Genomic DNA, 16207 nt, shown 5'->3' with positions numbered 1-16207 from the left:
CGCTCGGGACGGCTTCCCTGACACGAACCGGGGACTCAAGCATGAAACCGCTGGTCAAGTTTCCTGACCAGGACTCAATTGAGAGGAACCTACACCATGGATCTTGGACTGAAGGACCGCGTGTACGTCGTCACCGGCGCGACCCGGGGGCTCGGCCGGGCCTCCGCGGAGGCGCTGCTCGCCGAGGGTGCCCGGGTGCTGATCACCGGCCGTGAGGAGGCGACCGTCGCCGGGGCGGTCGCCGGGCTGGGCGAGGGCGCGGCGGGGGTCGCCGCCGACAACGACGACCCGGAGACCCCGGCCCGGCTGATCGCGGAGGCCCGTGCGCGGCTCGGCGGCTTCGACGGCATCCTGATCAGCGTCGGGGGCCCGGCGCCGGGCTTCGCCGCGGACAACACCGACGAGGAGTGGGCGGCGGCCTTCGGCACCGTCTTCCTCGGCGCGGTCCGGCTCGCCCGCGCGGCGGCCGAGGCACTGGGCGACGGCGGTGTGATCGGCTTCGTCCTGTCGGGGTCGGTGCACGAGCCGATCGCGGGCCTGACGGTCTCGAACGGGCTCCGCCCCGGTCTCGCCGGCTTCGCCAAGTCGCTCGCGAACGACCTCGGCCCGCGCGGGATCCGGGTGATCGGCCTGCTGCCCAGCCGGATCGACACCGACCGGGTCCGGCAGCTCGACGCCCTCTCCGGCGACGCCGAGGCGTCCCGCGCGGCCAACGAGCTGGCGATCCCGCTGCGCCGCTACGGCACTCCGGAGGAGTTCGGCCGCACGGCCGCCTTCGTCCTGTCCCCGGCCGCCTCCTACCTGACGGGGCTGATGCTCCCGGTGGACGGCGGCGCCCGGCACGGCTTCTGAGTCCGGGGGCTCCGGCCCGGATCCGCGCGGTCCGGGTCCGCGCGGTCCGGGTCCGCAGGGCGGTTCTTCGGGGCCCGTCAGTTCACCCGGCGGGCCCGGTGCTTTACCGCGCGGAGGCGGGCCTCGGTGGGGAGGGCGGCGAGTCCGGCCGCCGTACGGGCCCGGGCCAGGGCCTCGTCGCTCAGGCCGGCGAGCGCCTCGCCCGGAGAGGCGTACGGCTCCAGGCGGAGCGCCACGCGGGTACGGGGGGCGGTGCGGCGGCCGGTGAGGGCGACCCTGGCCTGGGCCACGCCGTCCTGCGCGGCGGCGTCCGCCTCCAGGACCTCCGCCAGGGCCCGGCCGCGCAGCACGGCGGCGTCGCCGTCGCCGGTGTCGACCAGGACCTCGGCGAGCCGGGCCCTGCGGAACTGGGCGAACAGCCACCACAGGGCGAGCAGGACGACGACGCCGAGGACGGCGATGACCGTCGGCCACCACCAGCTCTCCTCGCGCCACCGCCGCCGGTCGGCGGCGGTGAGCAGCACGTCGCCGGGGCCGGACCAGGGCCACCAGGACGGGACGGGCAGATCGAGTCCGGCGGCGAGGACGGCGCCGCCGGCAAGGAGCAGGAGGAGCCCGGCGAGGCCGAGGAGGACACGGTTGACGCGCCGCAGGACGGCGGTGACGGGTGCGTTCACCGGTGCGTCACCCCTTCTCGGGCGGGCGGTCCACCCGGACGGTGAGGACGGGCGGACGGGCGAGCCCGAGTTCCTCGATCCCGTCGCCGAGGACGGATTCGACGTCCGCGCGGACGTCGTCGAGCGGGCGGAAGTGGGAGACGGCCCGGACGGCGACCTTGGCGCGGCCGACCCGGACCTTCACGGACTGCACGCCGGAGACCTCCATGGCCCGGTCGCGCAGGGCGAGCGCGGCGGCGTCCCGGTCGAGCCCGGCGCGGACGTCGGGGTGGGCACGGCGCATGGGCAGCACGTCCCGCAGGCCGGGGGTGGACGCCAGGACCAGCAGCCAGACGCCGAGCAGGACGGCGACGCCGGCGGCCACGAGGACCGTGGTGCTGTCGAGGGGCCGGGTCGCGAGGCCGTCGGCGAGCTCCTGCCGCCAGCTCATGGCGCTGTGGTCGGCCCGGACGGCGGCCACGTCGTAGAGCAGCAGTCCGGCGGCTCCGAGGACGACGGCGGCGAGCAGGGCGGCGGGGATCCGCCGGACGGCCCAGAAGCGGCGGACCCGTTCGGTGTCCGTACCGCTTCCGGCGAGGACGGGGACGCCGCCGTCGCCGTCCTCGGCCGTCTCCCCGCTCTCCCGGGGGCCGTTGGGCTGTCCGGGTGTCGTCATGCCAGGCGGCCCTTCCCGGCGGCGGACGAGGTGCGCGCGGAGTGGAGGCGTTCGACGTGGACGGAGACCTCGTGGACCTCCATGCCGACGAGCTCCTCGACCCGGCCGCGGACCCGGCCGCGGACGGCTCCGCAGCGGCGGCCGACGTCCGTGGGGTAGTCCAGTTCGAGGCTGATCGAGATGCGGGCGGCGTCCCGGTGGACGGCGACCGAGGCGTGCGGCGGGTGGCCGCCCTTCGGCACGCCGCCGAGGGCCTCCCGGGCGGCCTGGGCGGAGATCTTGGCGACCACCCGGTCGGCGATCGTGGTCGCGCCCCGCTCGCGCACCCGGGGCCGCTCCTTCACGTCCGTGGGCACCCGCCGTCACCGCCGCCGGTCGCCGCGGTCGCGGCCCCGGAGGAGATCGCCGGGTTCGAGGTCGCCGTCGAGGAAGCGGCCGGCCACGAAGCCGACCGCGCCCAGGGCCGCGACCAGCAGAAACGCCCCGAAGCCGCCGAAGTATCCGGCGAAGCCGAGACCCATGCCGGCCAGCAGGCCGACCACCGCCATGCTCATGCTGAACCTCTTTCCGGGCCCTGCGGTCCGTTGTCGGTGCCGGTCGGCTACTGGAGCCGCGACTCCGGCTCCTCGTCCTCCTCGTCGGGCAGCTTCACGTCACTGACCGCGATGTTGACCTCGACGACCTCCAGGCCGGTCATCCGCTCCACGGCCGCGATCACGTTCTCGCGGACGTCGCCGGCGACGTCGGCGATGGAGACGCCGTAGTCGACGACGATCTCCAGGTCGAGGGCGGTCTGCACCTCGCCGACCTCGGCCTTCACCCCTCGGGTGACGCCCGCCTTGCCGCCGCCCCCGCCGGGGACGCGGTCGCGGACGGCGCCGAGGGTGCGGGAGAACCCGCTGCCCATGGCGTGGACGCCGACGACGTCGCGGGCGGCCATGCCGGCGATCTTCTCGACCACTCCGTCGGCGATGGTGGTGCGGCCCCGGGAGCCGGCCGCGCCGCCGCCCTTCTTGGTGATCGAGGTGGTCTCGCCTGTGCGTTCGCTGTCCGTCATGGAATTCATCCCCTTCTGGGATATTTCGGGGTTCTTCGCCCACACTAAGGGCGGTTCCCCGAGACCGCTCCGGGGATACGGCAGGCTGGGGCAATGACCATGGGTGACGGTTGGACGGCGGCGGTGCGCGACCGCCTGGCGCCGGGCAGGCTGCTGCCGCTGGGCGCCGCGGCGGGGGCGTGGCTCGCGGAGCGCGCGGCCCGGGAGGCGCTGGTCCGCGCGGCGGCGGGGGTGCGGGGCGCGGTGCCGGGCAGGCTGCGGATCGGCGCGGCGACGGGGCCGGACCTCCCGGATCCGCCTTTTCCGGATCCGCCTTTCCCGGTACCGCCGGGCGGGCTCGCGCCGGGGCCCCTGCGGATCGAGGCCGAGTTCGCCGCGGTGGCCGTCGGGCGGCCGCTGCCGGAGACGGCGGAGGAGGTACGGGCGGTTCTCCTCGCCGCGGCGACGGAGCTGGGCCTGGCGGTGACGGAGGCCGATCTGCGGGTGACGCACCTGCTGGAGGAGGCGCCCGCGGACGGGCCGGCGCCCCCGTCGCCGGGCCGTGGCGTCCCGGCGACGGACGATCCGGTGGCGCTCGCGGTGCTGCTGGTGCCGGGCGTGGCGGCGGTGACCGAGGCGCTGGGCCCGCCGGTGCTCCGGACGCGGGGGGCCGTCCGGGTGGAGTTCGCCGTGGCGGCGGACCATCCGCCGGCGGAGGTGGCCCGGGCCGCGCGCGCGGCGGCGGCCGCCGAGGCCCCCGCGGACGTCGCGGTCACCGTCGTGGTCACGGAGGTGCGCTGACGGCCCGAGGGCCCGGCGTGCAGGTGTCAGTCGCCGAGGCCGGCGAGGTCGCGGAGGCGGCGGACCTGGGCGGCGCGCTCGGCGACGCGCTGGTCCTCGTAGGAGCGGCCGGCGGCGCCCCGGAGCAGCGCCTTGGTCTCGACGACGGCGTCGCGGGGCGCGGCGAGCAGGGCGGCACCGAGGTCCCGTACCGCGGCGTCGAGTTCGGCGACGGGTACGGCGATGTTGGCCAGGCCGATGCGCTCGGCCTCGTCGGCGTGGACGAAGCGGCCGGTGGCGCAGATCTCCAGCGCGCGGGCGTAGCCCACGAGGGAGACCAGCGGGTGCGTCCCGGTGAGGTCCGGGACGAGGCCCAGGCTGGTCTCGCGCATCGCGAACTGCACGTCCTCGGCGACGACCCGCAGGTCGCAGGCGAGGGCGAGCTGGAAGCCCGCACCGATGGCGTGGCCCTGGACGGCCGCGATCGACACGAGGTCGCTGCGGCGCCACCAGGTGAACGCCTCCTGGTACTCGGCGATGACCGCGTCGAGGTCCGCGTCGGAACCCCGTGCGAGGTCGAGGAAGGACGGCTCTCCGTCGAAGCCCTCGGGCGTGAAGGCCTGTCGGTCGAGTCCGGCGGAGAAGGACTTGCCCTCACCGCGCAGGACGACGATCCGCACGCTGCCCGGCAGAGACCGGCCGGCTTCCGTCAACGCCCGCCACAGAGCGGGAGACTGGGCGTTGCGCTTCGCCGGATTGGTCAGGGTCACCGTGGCAACGGCGTCCTCGACGGTGAGCCGTACACCGTCCTTGTCGAAGACGAGCTGGGCGTCGTCGGGCGTGGTCATGGGGCGCCTCCGGTTCCGGTGCAGCACTGCATCCGATGCTAAGTGACTGCACAGTAACCACCGGGTCGGTCGCAGGACCGACCGGGTGCCCACCGGGAAGGTCCCGGTGGACCGGTCGAGTCGCCCCCGGCGTCAGGCCGAGGCTGCCTTCTTGCCCCGGGTAGCTCCGCCGCGACCACGCAGCGTCACTCCGGATTCACTGAGCATCCGGTGGACGAATCCGTAGGAGCGGCCCGTTTCCTCGGCCAGCGCCCGGATGCTCGCACCGGAGTCGTACTTCTTCTTCAGGTCTGCCGCGAGCTTGTCGCGCGCGGCGCCGGTCACCCGGCTGCCCTTCTTCAGAGTCTCGGCCACCCGTGCCTCCTCATGGGAAGTGCGCTCTGGACTTCTCATGATCACCCCTCCCCGTCGTCCTGGCCACCCATTCGACGAGGTCCGTCCTGCCGGGTTTGCGGACGAGTAGGTCGTCCTCACGATCGGAACCGGTCATTCCGCACGGCCGGAACCCGACCATCGGACGAATGGATCAAGGGACTGGCAGGTCAGCACCGCCATCCGAACACACGTACGGCGCGGACTCTGCCGGAAGGATTCGGCAGAGGTCCGCGCCGGGGGTACGAGACCTTCTCACTCAGATGACGGATCCGGCGATGAGCCGAATGATCCAGTCCGGGCTCAGGCCAGGGCGACGAGGTCCGCGTAGTCGGGGCCCCACAGGTCCTCGACGCCGTCCGGGAGCAGGATGATCCGCTCCGGGTCGAGCGCCTCCACGGCGCCTTCGTCGTGGGTGACCAGGACGACCGCGCCCTTGTAGGTGCGCAGCGCGCCGAGGATCTCCTCGCGGCTGGCGGGGTCGAGGTTGTTGGTGGGCTCGTCGAGCAGCAGCACGTTGGCCGAGGAGACGACCAGGGTGGCGAGCGCCAGCCGGGTCTTCTCACCGCCGGAGAGCACTCCGGCCGGCTTGTCGACGTCGTCGCCGGAGAAGAGGAAGGTGCCGAGCGTCTTGCGGACCTCGACCAGGTCCAGGTCGGGGGCGGCGGAGCGCATGTTCTCCAGGACCGTGCGCTCCGGGTCCAGGGTCTCGTGCTCCTGGGCGTAGTAGCCGAGCTTGAGGCCGTGGCCGGGGGTGACCTCGCCGGTGTCGGGCTGCTCGACCCCGCCGAGGAGGCGGAGCAGGGTCGTCTTGCCCGCGCCGTTGAGGCCGAGGATGACGACGCGGGAGCCCTTGTCGATGGCGAGGTCGACGTCGGTGAAGATCTCCAGCGAGCCGTACGACTTCGACAGGCCCTCCGCGGTGAGCGGGGTCTTGCCGCAGGGCGCGGGCTCCGGGAAGCGCAGCTTGGCGACCTTGTCCGAGACGCGGACCGCCTCCAGGCCGGAGAGCAGGCGCTCGGCGCGCTTGGCCATGTTCTGCGCGGCGACCGTCTTGGTGGCCTTGGCGCGCATCTTGTCGGCCTGCGAGTTGAGCGCGGCGGCCTTCTTCTCGGCGTTCTGGCGCTCGCGCTTGCGGCGCTTCTCGTCGGCCTCGCGCTGCTGCTGGTAGAGCTTCCAGCCCATGTTGTAGACGTCGATGGTGGAGCGGTTGGCGTCCAGGTAGAAGACCTTGTTGACGACGGTCTCGACCAGGTCGACGTCGTGGGAGATGACGATGAAGCCGCCGCGGTAGCTCTTGAGGTAGTCGCGCAGCCAGATGATCGAGTCGGCGTCGAGGTGGTTCGTCGGCTCGTCGAGGAGCAGGGTGTCGGCGTCCGAGAAGAGGATCCGGGCCAGCTCGATCCGGCGGCGCTGACCGCCGGAGAGGGTGTGCAGCGGCTGGCCGAGGACCCGGTCGGGCAGGCCGAGGGCGGCGGCGATGGTGGCCGCCTCGGCCTCGGCGGCGTACCCGCCCTTGGTGAGGAACTCGGTCTCCTGGCGCTCGTACTGCTTGAGAGCCTTCTCCCGGGTGGCGCCGGCGCCGGTGGCGATCCGCTCCTCGTTCTGCCGCATCTTGCGCAGGAGGACGTCGAGGCCGCGGGCGGAGAGGACCCGGTCGCGGGCGAGGATGTCGAGGTCGCCGGTGCGGGGGTCCTGCGGGAGGTAGCCGACCTCGCCGGAGCGGGCGATGCTGCCGCCGGCGGGCTGGCCCTCGCCGGCCAGGCACTTGGTGAGGGTGGTCTTGCCCGCGCCGTTGCGGCCGACCAGGCCGATGCGGTCGCCCTTGGCGACGCGGAAGGAAGCGTTCTCGATGAGGATGCGGGCGCCGGCGCGCAGCTCGATGCCGGAAGCGGTGATCACGGACAGACTCCAGGGCGGTGGGAAAACGGCGGATGACGGCTGGTGACGGGCTGCGACGCCGCTAGTGCACCCAGGGGAGGATGTCCCAGGGGAGAATGTCCATGCGGCCATTCTATCGGGCGCCTGCAACTGGTTTTCGGCCACACGGGCGACGGGGACGAGTTCGGGACTTATCTCTCAGTCCGCATCAGAGGGAACAAAAGGGGCGAGGCGCGGAAGATCGGCTGATACTCGGCGGAGGGCGGCGGTCGGGCCGTCGCGGTGACGCGGAGGTGGACCGTGCAGTTCGACGACGACGCCCGTCTGGACACCTCCGAGGTGAAGGACGTCCGCGGCAGCCGCATCCCCGGCGGGAAGGCGACCGTCGGCGGCGGCATCATCGGCTTCATCGCCCTGATCCTCGGCGTCCTCTTCGGGGTCGGCCCCGACCAGCTGGGGCTCTCCTCCGGCGGCGAGGAGGAACCCGCCGCCGGCGCCTCCTCCGCGGCCGAGGTGAACCGGTCCTGCCGGACCGGGGCGGACGCCAACAGCCGGCTGGACTGCCGGACCGTGGCCGTCGTCAACAGCGTCCAGGACTACTGGCGCGGCGAGTACCGGCGCCGGGGCGGCACCTACGGCGACGCCTCCACCGTGCTCTTCAGCCAGCGGGTGAACACCGCCTGCGGGGCCGCGAGCTCGGCGGTCGGCCCCTTCTACTGCCCCGGCGACCGGAGGGTCTACCTGGACCTCGGCTTCTTCGACGAGCTGCGGACCAAGTTCGGCTCCAGCGGCGGGCCCTTCGCCCAGGCGTACGTGGTGGCCCACGAGTACGGGCACCACGTGCAGAACCTGATGGGGACGCTCAGCCGGGCCCAGGACGGGCGGACCGGGGCCGACTCCAACGCCGTCCGGGTCGAGCTCCAGGCCGACTGCTACGCGGGCGTGTGGGCCCGGCACGCGACGAGCACCCCGGACGAGTCCACCGGACGGCCGCTGATCGCCCGGCTCGACGACGCCGACATCCGGGACGGCCTCGACGCGGCGGCGGCGGTCGGCGACGACCGGATCCAGGAACGCTTCCAGGGCCGGGTGACCCCGGAGAGCTGGACGCACGGCTCGGCCGAGCAGCGGCAGCAGTGGTTCTACACGGGGTACCGGACCGGCGACATGGCCCGGTGCAACACCTTCCGCTGATCGGCCCGGCCGCCTGCGAGACTGTGTCTCAGGTCACATCCGGCCGAAGCGAGAGGGAGTGAGCGGGATGTCCGAGGCACCCGACATCTGTCCGGCGCTGAAGTACCGGGACGCCAAGGCGGCGATCACGCTGCTCACGGAGGCGTTCGGCTTCACCGCCACCGCGGTGTACGAGGGCGAGGACGGTCTCGTCGCGCACGCCGAGCTGAGCTACGGCAACGGCATGGTGATGCTCGGCAGCGCCGGCACCGACAGCGAGTTCGACAAGGCGATGGGCGCGGGCGGTCCGGTGGGGATCTACGTCCACGTCCGGGACGTCGACGAGCACCACGCCCGGGCCGCCGCGCACGGCGTGGAGATCGTGATGCCCCCCACCGACCAGGACTACGGCTCCCGGGACTACATGGCGAAGGACGCCGAGGGCAACGTGTGGAGCTTCGGCACGTACACCCCCGGCGGCGACTAGGACTGCCGGGGCGACCGGGCGGGCGTCCGGTTCGGCGGCCCGGTTCCCGTGCCGCGTCAGGAGCCCCCGGTGTGGACCTGGAAGGCGGCCCGGCGGACGGCCTTCGCCAGGGCCGGGTCCGGGTGGGCGGCGGCCAGCGCCACCAGCACCTGCACGGTACGCGGGTGGCCGACGGCCCTGACCTCGTCGAGCAGCGCCGGCACCGTGCCCTGGACGGCCGAGTCCAGGTGCCGTACCAGCAGCTCGCTCTCGCCGTGGTCGGCGACGGCCGCGGCGGTGTCCACCCAGAGCCAGGTCGCCTCCTCCCGGGTCAGGACCTCGGGGGCGTCGTCGGGGTCGGCGCCGTCGTACTCGGCGAGCCAGAGCAGCGCGTACGGGCGCAGCGAAGGCTCGGCGACGGCGGCGCGGACCTCCGCCTCGGCGGGGGCGCCGACGACCCGCAGCGCCTCGAAGGCGAGCCCGCGCAGCAGCGCGTCCTCGCCGCGGGCGGCGGCGAGGAGCTCGGCGACCGCGCCGGCCAGCGGGCGGGCGGCGAGCCAGGCGCGGTACTCGTCGCGGGCCGGTCCCGGGGTGAGCCGGGCGCAGCCGCGGAGCATGTCGGCGGCGGACTGCTCGATGTTGCCCGCGGGGCTCTGGGCGGCCACGCAGATCTGCTCCAGCTTGACCCAGACCGCCCAGTTGCCGAGCGGGGTCAGGGTCGCGTGACGTCCCTCCGGCCCCGCCGGGTCGAGGGTGAGCGCGCCGACCTCGGCGAGGCCCTCCAGGGCCCAGTCGAGGAGCGCGGGCAGCCGCTCGGCCGGGGCCGGCGGAGCCACGGGGGCGGGAGCGCCGTCGTCCGGCACCTCGCAGCGCTCCTCGCGGAGTTCGTCCACGCGCTGGCCGAGGAGGTCCAGCAGGGCGGGGACGAGGACGGGGCCCTGGGAGAGCTGGAGCAGCGAGAGGACCTGCGGCACCGCCTCCACGACCTCCGCGACCGCGCCCGGCGCGACGCCCTCCGGGGCGGGGTGGACCAGCGACCAGGCGTCGAGGAGCGCGACCCAGCCGCGGAGCACCGCGGAGTCGTCCCGGTCCCACGCCTGCAGCCGCCAGCCGGGGCGGACGGTGGCGCCGTGCAGCTCGACGAGGCCGGCCAGCCGGGCCCGGTCCCAGCCGGCCCGGACCCGACCCGGTGTCAGATCGAGGTCGGTGGCGGCCCGTTCGGCGGCGGCGGGGCCGTCGAGCGGGGCGGAAGCGGAGGCGTCGGCGGCGACCGCCCGGGGACCCGCCTGCGGGCCGCGCGGCGCCGCGGCCCAGCGGGCGATCCGTACGGCGTCGGCGAGGACGAGCCGGGCCTGGCGGGCCAGCTCCGCGCGGGGCGGGGTGCCCTCGGGCGGCCTCGGGGCAGGCCGGGTGCGCCGCGTCGTCGCGGCCCGTCGGGCGGTGGCCAGCGACCGCGGACGGACGAGTCGGAGTCTGGAGTTGCGCGCCAATGGTTCATCGGGCTTTCGAGACGTCACGGGGGCAGTCTTCCCGCTGACGGCCCGAAAGCCCAATCGGAATGCCGCGCGCCACGACGGGACGCCCCGCGCAGGCCTCCCGGCGGGGGCGGGCGGGCGCGGGGGCGGGCGGCGCTCCGGCGGACGGTCGCGGGGTCACATCAGGGGCGTGAGGTAACGGCGGAGGGCTTCCTCGTAGCGGAGGGGATCGGCGTTCCACATGGCCGTGTGGGGGGCCTGGCGGACCGGGAGGAGGGTCACCAGGTCCGGGCGGCGGGCGGCCAGTTCGACGGACGGCTCCCAGGGGGCGATCGAGTCGTCGGGGCCGTGGGCCAGGAGGACCGGGACCCGGAGGCCCGCCGTGTGGTCGGGGTGCGGGCCGGTGCGGCCGAGCGCGGCGCGGACGGCGAGCGGGACCAGTGGGCCGGGGACGCCCCGTGCCGCCGCGAGGTTGCGGACGGTGGCCTCCCAGTCGAGGACCGGGGAGTCGAGGACGAGGCCGGCGATGCGGTCGCGTACGCCCGACTCGGCCGCCGCGCGCAGCGCCATCGTCGCGCCGGTGCCCCAGCCGTGCAGCACGATCTTGGTCGCGCCGCGCCGGACCGCGTACCGCAGGACCGCGTCGACGTCGCGCCACTCGGTGTCGCCGAGCTGGGAGATGCCGTCGGCCGGGGAGGGGGCGCCCGCGTCGCCGCGGTAGGCGGGGACGAGGACCGGGACGCGGCGGCGCGCGTAGAAGGGGACGAGGTTCAGCGTGTGCTCGCGGCCGGCGGTGAGGCCGTGCAGGGCGACCACCCAGGTGGAGCGGGGGCCAGTGACCAGCCAGGCGGGCAGCGGGCCGAGCTCGCCGGGGATCTCGACGTCCTCGTGGAAGAGGCCGAGGGCGGTCTCCGGGGTGCCGGTGTGCAGCTGCGGTGTGAGCCGGACGCGGCTGCCGGGCCCGAGCGCGCCCTGCTCCACGCGTTCGAGGCGGCGCACGACGGTGTCCGCGGTGTGCGGGACGCGGTCGAGGACGGGTCCGGTGACCGCGTGCACTCCGGGTGCCGTCATCCCGTACGTGCCGGGGCGCAGCGAGGCGAGGCTGCGGGTGAGGGTGACCCGCTCGGGTCCCGTGGCGTGCACGGTGAGCTTGGGGTCGCCGGGGAGGGGCCGGCCGGACGCCGGCCGGAGCGCGACGTCGCCGGCGTGGCGGGCGGCCGCGACCGCGGCCGCGCCGACACCGATCAGGGTGGTGACGGCCGCTGCCGTCGCTGTAGCCGGGCGCACGCTCCCAGTCTCGGCACGGGGTGCGGAGACTGCCACCGGACGGGGGCCGTGCGGGTGTCCCGGGGAACTCCGGGGGGCTCGCCCGGGTGCCCCGGGAGGGTGACGAGCGTCTCCTCCGCGGGTGCCCCGTGCGGATGAACGCGTCCAGGGCGTGGAACGCGCCGATCGCGGCGAAGGCGGCTTGGGTCCGGTGCGTCCCGTACGGGGCGGGATTACCCGGGGTTGCGGGGTGACCGGATGGTGGACACGGGGGCGTCCCGGCGAAGAAGCGGAACCTCACGACACCGGTTCGGGACACCGTGATGCCCCACCCAGTTCACCTTCCGTTCACCCAGGTTGCTTACGTTCGTCCAGCCACTGACGTCAAACGATTGCCTGGGTAAATGGAACACATCACGCTGCTGCTCGCCATTGTGGTCGTGACAGCTCTCGTGTTCGATTTCACGAACGGTTTCCACGACACCGCGAACGCGATGGCCACGACCATCTCGACCGGTGCGCTCAAGCCGAAGACGGCGGTGGCCATGTCCGCCGTGCTGAACCTGGTCGGCGCCTTCCTGTCCGTCGAGGTCGCCAAGACGATCTCCGGCGGGATCATCAACGAAGAGGGCATCCGCACAGAAGTGATCTTCGCGGCCCTCGTCGGCGCGATCCTGTGGAATCTGCTGACCTGGCTCCTGGGCCTGCCGTCCAGCTCCTCCCACGCCCTCTTCGGCGGCCTCATCGGCGCCGCGGTGATGTCGGCCGGCTGGTCGGCCGTGAACGGCTCCACCATCGTCACCAAGGTCCTCATCCCGGCGATCGCGGCGCCCCTCGTCGCCGGTCTCGCCGCGATGGCCGCGACCAAGCTGACGTACAAGATCAAGGCCAACCCCGAGGCGAAGGCCACGGCCAAGGGCTACCGGGCCGGCCAGATCGCCTCCGCCGGTCTCGTCTCCCTCGCCCACGGCACCAACGACGCCCAGAAGACGATGGGCATCATCACCCTCGCCCTGGTCACGCAGGGCGTCGTCGCCCCCGGCTCGAACCCGCCCATGTGGGTCATCGTCTCCGCCGGTGTCGCCATCGCGCTCGGCACCTACCTCGGCGGCTGGCGCATCATCCGCACCATGGGCAAGGGCCTCACCGACCTCCAGCCGCAGCAGGGCTTCGCCGCCCAGACCAGCGCCGCCACGGTCATCCTGGCCTCCTCGCACCTCGGCTTCTCGCTCTCCACCACCCAGTCCTGCTCGGGTGCCGTGATGGGCGCCGGCCTCGGCCGCAAGGGCGGCGTCGTCCGCTGGTCGACCGCCACCCGCATGTTCGTCGCCTGGGGTCTGACCCTCCCGGCCGCCGGCCTCGTCGGCGCCGGCGCCGAGTTCCTCACCAAGCAGGGCCCCTGGGGCATCGCCGCCACGGCGTTCGTCCTGGTCGGCGGCTCGGCCGTGATCTGGGTGCTCTCCCGCCGCGAGCCGGTCGACCACAACAACGTGAACGGCGACGACCTCGGCGACGGCCCCGACTCCGGCACCCCCGGCGTCGTGACCACGGCCATCGCGGCCGTCACCCCGCCGCCGGCCGGCACCGTCGCCGCCGTCGCGGACGACGGCCTGAAGACCACCATCCACGCGCCGGGTCCGAACGACCCCGCCGCTCCCCCGGCCCCCGCCGCCGCGGTCTGAGACCTCCAAGGAAACGGGAAACCAAGCCATGAAGATCGACTGGGCAGCTCTCGGCTCCGTCTTCGGAGTCAGCCTCGTGGCGACCGTCGCCCTCGTGGGCCTCTTCACCCTCGGCATCGTCGGCCTCACCAAGCAGGAGGAGGCCGCGGCCCGGGGAGGCTCCGCGGCCCTCGCCCGCACCGGCGCCTACGCCTGCTTCGCGCTCTGCGCGGCCGCCGTCGCGTACGGCATCTACCTCATCGTGGTCTGAACCCACGACGCTCCGGGGCCGGGCCCGCACCTCTTCCGAGGGCGGGCCCGGCCCTCGTGTCTGTGGCGCTTCGCACAGTGATCCGCCGCAGGTCAAGGCTGGGTTGACGGCCCTTCTCGGGGCGTGGTGGACTGCCGGGGCCAGTACGGCGGCAATGGAGAGGAAGCCCGGTGCGAATCCGGCGCGGTCCCGCCACTGTGACCGGCCCCGCGGACAGCCGGGCCGGGAGTCAGGAACTCTCGCCGCCGGTCACGTCGAGCCAGGGCGCGGACCCTGAGTGAGGACACGCCGCCATGCCCGGCCGCACCCCCGGGGCCTCCCGGGCCACCACGGTCTTCGCGTACGGGGCCGCCGCCGGCCTCGCCGTCGACCTGATCGTCGGCGATCCGCGCCGAGGCCACCCCGTCGCCGCCTTCGGCCGGGCCGCCGCCGCCGTCGAGCGGCGCCTCTGGCGCGACCACCGGGGCCGGGGCGCCCTGCACACCGCCGTCTGCGCGGGCGGCGCCGCCGCCGCCGGAGCGCTCGCGGCCCGGACGACCCGGGGCAGCCGGGCCGCCTCCGCCACGCTGACCGCCGCCGCCGTGTGGGCCGTCGTCGGCGGGACCACCCTGGGCCGGGAGGCCAGGGCCATCGGCGGGGCGCTCGCCGCCGGCGACCTGGAGGTCGCCCGGGAGCGGATGCCGCACCTCGTCGGGCGCGACCCGCAGGCCCTGGACGGGCCCGCGATGGCCCGCGCGGTCGTCGAGTCCGTCGCCGAGAACACCTCCGACGCCGTCGTCGGCGCCCTGGTGTGGGGCGCGGTCGCGGGCGTGCCCGGCCTCCTCGGCTTCCGCGCCGTCAACACCCTGGACGCCATGGTCGGCCACAGGTCGCCCCGGTACCGCCGCTACGGCTGGGCCTCCGCCCGCCTCGACGACCTGGCCGGCTGGCCCGGCGCCCGGCTCACCGCCGCGCTCGCGACCGTCGCCGGCGGCGATCCGCGCGGCGCCGCGCGCGCCTGGCGTGCCGACGCCTCCCGGCACCCCAGTCCCAACGCCGGACCGGTCGAGGCGGCGTTCGCGGGTGCCCTCGGGGTACGGCTCGGGGGGACGCTCTCGTACGGCGGGCGGGTCGAGCACCGGCCCGTCCTCAACGGCGGGGGGCGGCCCGTCCAGGTCGCCGACATCGACCGGGCGGTCCGGCTCTCCCGCCGGGTGACCTGGCTGACCCTGGCCGCCTGTGTCGGCGGCCGGATCCTGACGGACACGCTGAAGCGGAGGACGAAGTGAGGGGTGGGGGGCTGCTCGTCGCCGGGACGACCTCCGACGCGGGCAAGAGCGTCGTCACGGCGGGCATCTGCCGCTGGCTGGTCCGGCAGGGCGTCAAGGTGGCGCCGTTCAAGGGACAGAACATGTCCCTCAACTCCTTCGTGACGCGGGAGGGCGCCGAGATCGGCCGCGCCCAGGCCATGCAGGCGCAGGCCGCCCGCGTCGAGCCGACCGCCCTGATGAACCCGGTGCTGCTCAAGCCGGGCGGCGACCGGTCCAGCCAGGTCGTCCTCATGGGCAAGCCGGTCGGCGAGATGAGCGCGCGCGGCTACCACGGAGGCCGGCAGCAGACCCTCTTCGAGCCGGTCCTCGCCTGCCTGGAGGAGCTGCGGGCCACCCACGACGCGGTGATCTGCGAGGGCGCGGGCAGTCCGGCCGAGATCAACCTGCGCCGTACCGACATCGTCAACATGGGCATCGCGCGGGCCGCCCGGCTCCCGGTGGTCGTGGTCGGCGACATCGACCGGGGCGGGGTCTTCGCCCAGTTCTTCGGCACGACGGCACTGCTCGCCCCCGAGGACCAGGAGCTGATCGCCGGATACCTGGTGAACAAGTTCCGGGGCGACGTGACGCTGCTCGAACCCGGCCTCGACATGCTGCACGGCCTCACCGGCCGCCGGACCTTCGGTGTGCTGCCGTACGCGCACGGGCTCGGGATCGACGAGGAGGACGGCCTGAGGGTCTCGCTGCGGGGCACCGTCCGCGAGTCGGTCGTCGCGCCGCCGCTCGGGGCGGACGTGCTGCGGGTCGCGGTCTGCGCCGTGCCGCTGATGTCGAACTTCACCGACGTGGACGCGCTGGCCGCCGAGCCGGGCGTGATCGTGCGCTTCGTGGACCGGCCGGAGGAGCTGGCCGACGCGGACCTCGTCGTCGTGCCGGGCACCCGCGGCACGGTCAAGGCGCTGGCCTGGCTGCGCGAGCGGGGTCTCGCCGACGCGATCGCCCGGAGGGCCGCCGAGGGGCGGCCCGTCCTTGGGATCTGCGGCGGTTTCCAGGCGCTCGGCGAGCACATCGAGGACGAGGTCGAGTCGAAGGCGGGCGCCGTCGACGGGCTCGGGCTGCTGCCCGTACGGGTCCGGTTCGCGCGCGAGAAGACCCTCGCCCGGCCGGTCGGCGAGGCGCTCGGCGAACCGGTCGAGGGGTACGAGATCCACCACGGCGTCGCGGAGGTGCTCGGCGGCGACCCGTTCCTGGACGGCTGCCGCGTCGGCGCCGTCTGGGGCACCCACTGGCACGGCTCCCTGGAGAGCGACGGCTTCCGCCGTGCCTTCCTCCGGGAGGTCGCGGCGGCCGCCGGCCGTGCCTTCGTCCCCGCCCCGGACACCTCCTTCGGCGCGCTGCGCGAGGAGCAGCTGGACCGGCTCGGCGACCTGATCGAGGAGCACGCCGACACGGACGCGCTGCTGCGGCTCATCGAGGAGGGCGCGCCCGAGGGGCTGCCGTTCGTGCCGCCGGGGGCGCCGTGAGCACCGTCCCGGTCCAGGCAT

Annotated in this window: 18 protein-coding genes and 1 riboswitch; of the genes, 8 read left to right on the top strand and 10 right to left on the bottom strand. The window is 74.6% G+C overall.

Annotated elements, in window-relative coordinates:
- Positions 1-96 precede the first annotated feature (96 nt).
- On the top strand, positions 97-852 hold the full coding sequence (locus ACFYT9_RS30045; RefSeq protein WP_389168894.1) for an SDR family oxidoreductase: 756 nt from the start codon (positions 97-99) through the stop codon (positions 850-852).
- Between the two features lie 77 nt (positions 853-929).
- Here ACFYT9_RS30045 and amaP read toward each other — a convergent pair whose 3' ends face one another.
- From amaP to ACFYT9_RS30020, 5 genes are read right to left on the bottom strand one after another with little or no spacing between them, the layout of a single operon-like run.
- The gene (gene amaP / locus ACFYT9_RS30040) at positions 930-1529 is read right to left on the bottom strand and encodes an alkaline shock response membrane anchor protein AmaP (protein WP_376597326.1); all 600 of its coding nucleotides are present in this window, start codon (positions 1527-1529) and stop codon (positions 930-932) included.
- A gap of 7 nt (positions 1530-1536) precedes the next feature.
- Complete coding sequence (locus ACFYT9_RS30035) at positions 1537-2184, bottom strand: DUF6286 domain-containing protein (RefSeq protein ID WP_389168892.1); 648 nt, start codon at positions 2182-2184, stop codon at positions 1537-1539.
- On the bottom strand, positions 2181-2540 hold the full coding sequence (locus tag ACFYT9_RS30030) for an Asp23/Gls24 family envelope stress response protein (protein ID WP_376597328.1): 360 nt from the start codon (positions 2538-2540) through the stop codon (positions 2181-2183). The genes ACFYT9_RS30035 and ACFYT9_RS30030 overlap by 4 nt, the downstream gene beginning before the upstream one ends.
- Positions 2541-2546: 6 nt before the next feature.
- Positions 2547-2738 carry a hypothetical protein gene (locus ACFYT9_RS30025; RefSeq protein ID WP_031002902.1) on the bottom strand — a complete coding sequence of 64 codons (192 nt, stop codon included), beginning with the start codon at positions 2736-2738 and terminating at the stop codon, positions 2547-2549.
- 47 nt (positions 2739-2785) lie between these two features.
- Positions 2786-3250: an Asp23/Gls24 family envelope stress response protein gene (locus ACFYT9_RS30020; RefSeq protein ID WP_389168890.1), complete on the bottom strand. Its 465-nt coding sequence runs from the start codon at positions 3248-3250 to the stop codon at positions 2786-2788.
- 84 nt (positions 3251-3334) lie between these two features.
- Between ACFYT9_RS30020 and ACFYT9_RS30015 the strand changes: the two genes are divergently transcribed.
- A complete protein-coding gene (locus ACFYT9_RS30015) occupies positions 3335-4021 on the top strand; it encodes a hypothetical protein (RefSeq protein WP_389168888.1) in 687 nt (228 codons plus the stop codon).
- Between the two features lie 26 nt (positions 4022-4047).
- On the opposite strand, the gene ACFYT9_RS30010 is transcribed toward ACFYT9_RS30015, so the two are convergent.
- The 3 genes from ACFYT9_RS30010 to ACFYT9_RS30000 form a co-directional block, all read right to left on the bottom strand.
- A complete protein-coding gene (locus ACFYT9_RS30010; protein ID WP_389168886.1) occupies positions 4048-4848 on the bottom strand; it encodes an enoyl-CoA hydratase/isomerase family protein in 801 nt (266 codons plus the stop codon).
- 132 nt (positions 4849-4980) lie between these two features.
- Positions 4981-5202 carry a helix-turn-helix domain-containing protein gene (locus ACFYT9_RS30005; RefSeq protein WP_006123601.1) on the bottom strand — a complete coding sequence of 74 codons (222 nt, stop codon included), beginning with the start codon at positions 5200-5202 and terminating at the stop codon, positions 4981-4983.
- 321 nt (positions 5203-5523) lie between these two features.
- The gene (locus ACFYT9_RS30000; protein ID WP_376597332.1) at positions 5524-7122 is read right to left on the bottom strand and encodes an ABC-F family ATP-binding cassette domain-containing protein; all 1599 of its coding nucleotides are present in this window, start codon (positions 7120-7122) and stop codon (positions 5524-5526) included.
- Between the two features lie 279 nt (positions 7123-7401).
- Here ACFYT9_RS30000 and ACFYT9_RS29995 point away from each other — a divergent pair, with 279 nt between their 5' ends.
- Both ACFYT9_RS29995 and ACFYT9_RS29990 read left to right on the top strand, forming a co-directional pair.
- Entirely contained in the window at positions 7402-8295 is an 894-nt protein-coding gene (locus ACFYT9_RS29995) for a neutral zinc metallopeptidase (RefSeq protein WP_387273292.1), read from the top strand.
- Between the two features lie 67 nt (positions 8296-8362).
- Complete coding sequence (locus ACFYT9_RS29990) at positions 8363-8761, top strand: VOC family protein (RefSeq protein WP_387273294.1); 399 nt, start codon at positions 8363-8365, stop codon at positions 8759-8761.
- A gap of 56 nt (positions 8762-8817) precedes the next feature.
- Here ACFYT9_RS29990 and ACFYT9_RS29985 read toward each other — a convergent pair whose 3' ends face one another.
- On the bottom strand, positions 8818-10257 hold the full coding sequence (locus ACFYT9_RS29985; RefSeq protein WP_389168883.1) for a hypothetical protein: 1440 nt from the start codon (positions 10255-10257) through the stop codon (positions 8818-8820).
- A 135-nt stretch (positions 10258-10392) separates the two neighbouring features.
- A complete protein-coding gene (locus ACFYT9_RS29980) occupies positions 10393-11502 on the bottom strand; it encodes an alpha/beta hydrolase (RefSeq protein WP_389168881.1) in 1110 nt (369 codons plus the stop codon).
- Positions 11503-11885: 383 nt separating this feature from the next.
- Here ACFYT9_RS29980 and ACFYT9_RS29975 point away from each other — a divergent pair, with 383 nt between their 5' ends.
- The 4 genes from ACFYT9_RS29975 (at position 11886) to ACFYT9_RS29960 (ending at position 16186) form a co-directional block, all read left to right on the top strand.
- Positions 11886-13163, top strand: coding sequence for an anion permease (locus tag ACFYT9_RS29975; protein WP_376605913.1), 1278 nt, complete (start codon positions 11886-11888; stop codon positions 13161-13163).
- Positions 13164-13191: 28 nt separating this feature from the next.
- Complete coding sequence (locus ACFYT9_RS29970) at positions 13192-13413, top strand: hypothetical protein (RefSeq protein WP_376605914.1); 222 nt, start codon at positions 13192-13194, stop codon at positions 13411-13413.
- Positions 13414-13571: 158 nt separating this feature from the next.
- A riboswitch (cobalamin riboswitch) is annotated at positions 13572-13652 on the top strand.
- A gap of 54 nt (positions 13653-13706) precedes the next feature.
- Complete coding sequence (locus tag ACFYT9_RS29965) at positions 13707-14681, top strand: cobalamin biosynthesis protein (RefSeq protein WP_389168879.1); 975 nt, start codon at positions 13707-13709, stop codon at positions 14679-14681.
- The gene (locus ACFYT9_RS29960) at positions 14678-16186 is read left to right on the top strand and encodes a cobyric acid synthase (RefSeq protein ID WP_389168877.1); all 1509 of its coding nucleotides are present in this window, start codon (positions 14678-14680) and stop codon (positions 16184-16186) included. The genes ACFYT9_RS29965 and ACFYT9_RS29960 overlap by 4 nt, the downstream gene beginning before the upstream one ends.
- Positions 16187-16207 lie beyond the last annotated feature (21 nt).

It is taken from the genome of Streptomyces sp. NPDC004435, assembly GCF_042873895.1.
In the GTDB taxonomy this organism is placed as follows: Bacteria; Actinomycetota; Actinomycetes; order Streptomycetales; family Streptomycetaceae; genus Streptomyces.
Note: the sequence above shows the minus strand (reverse complement) of the source record. Positions and strands in the feature narration are given on the sequence as shown.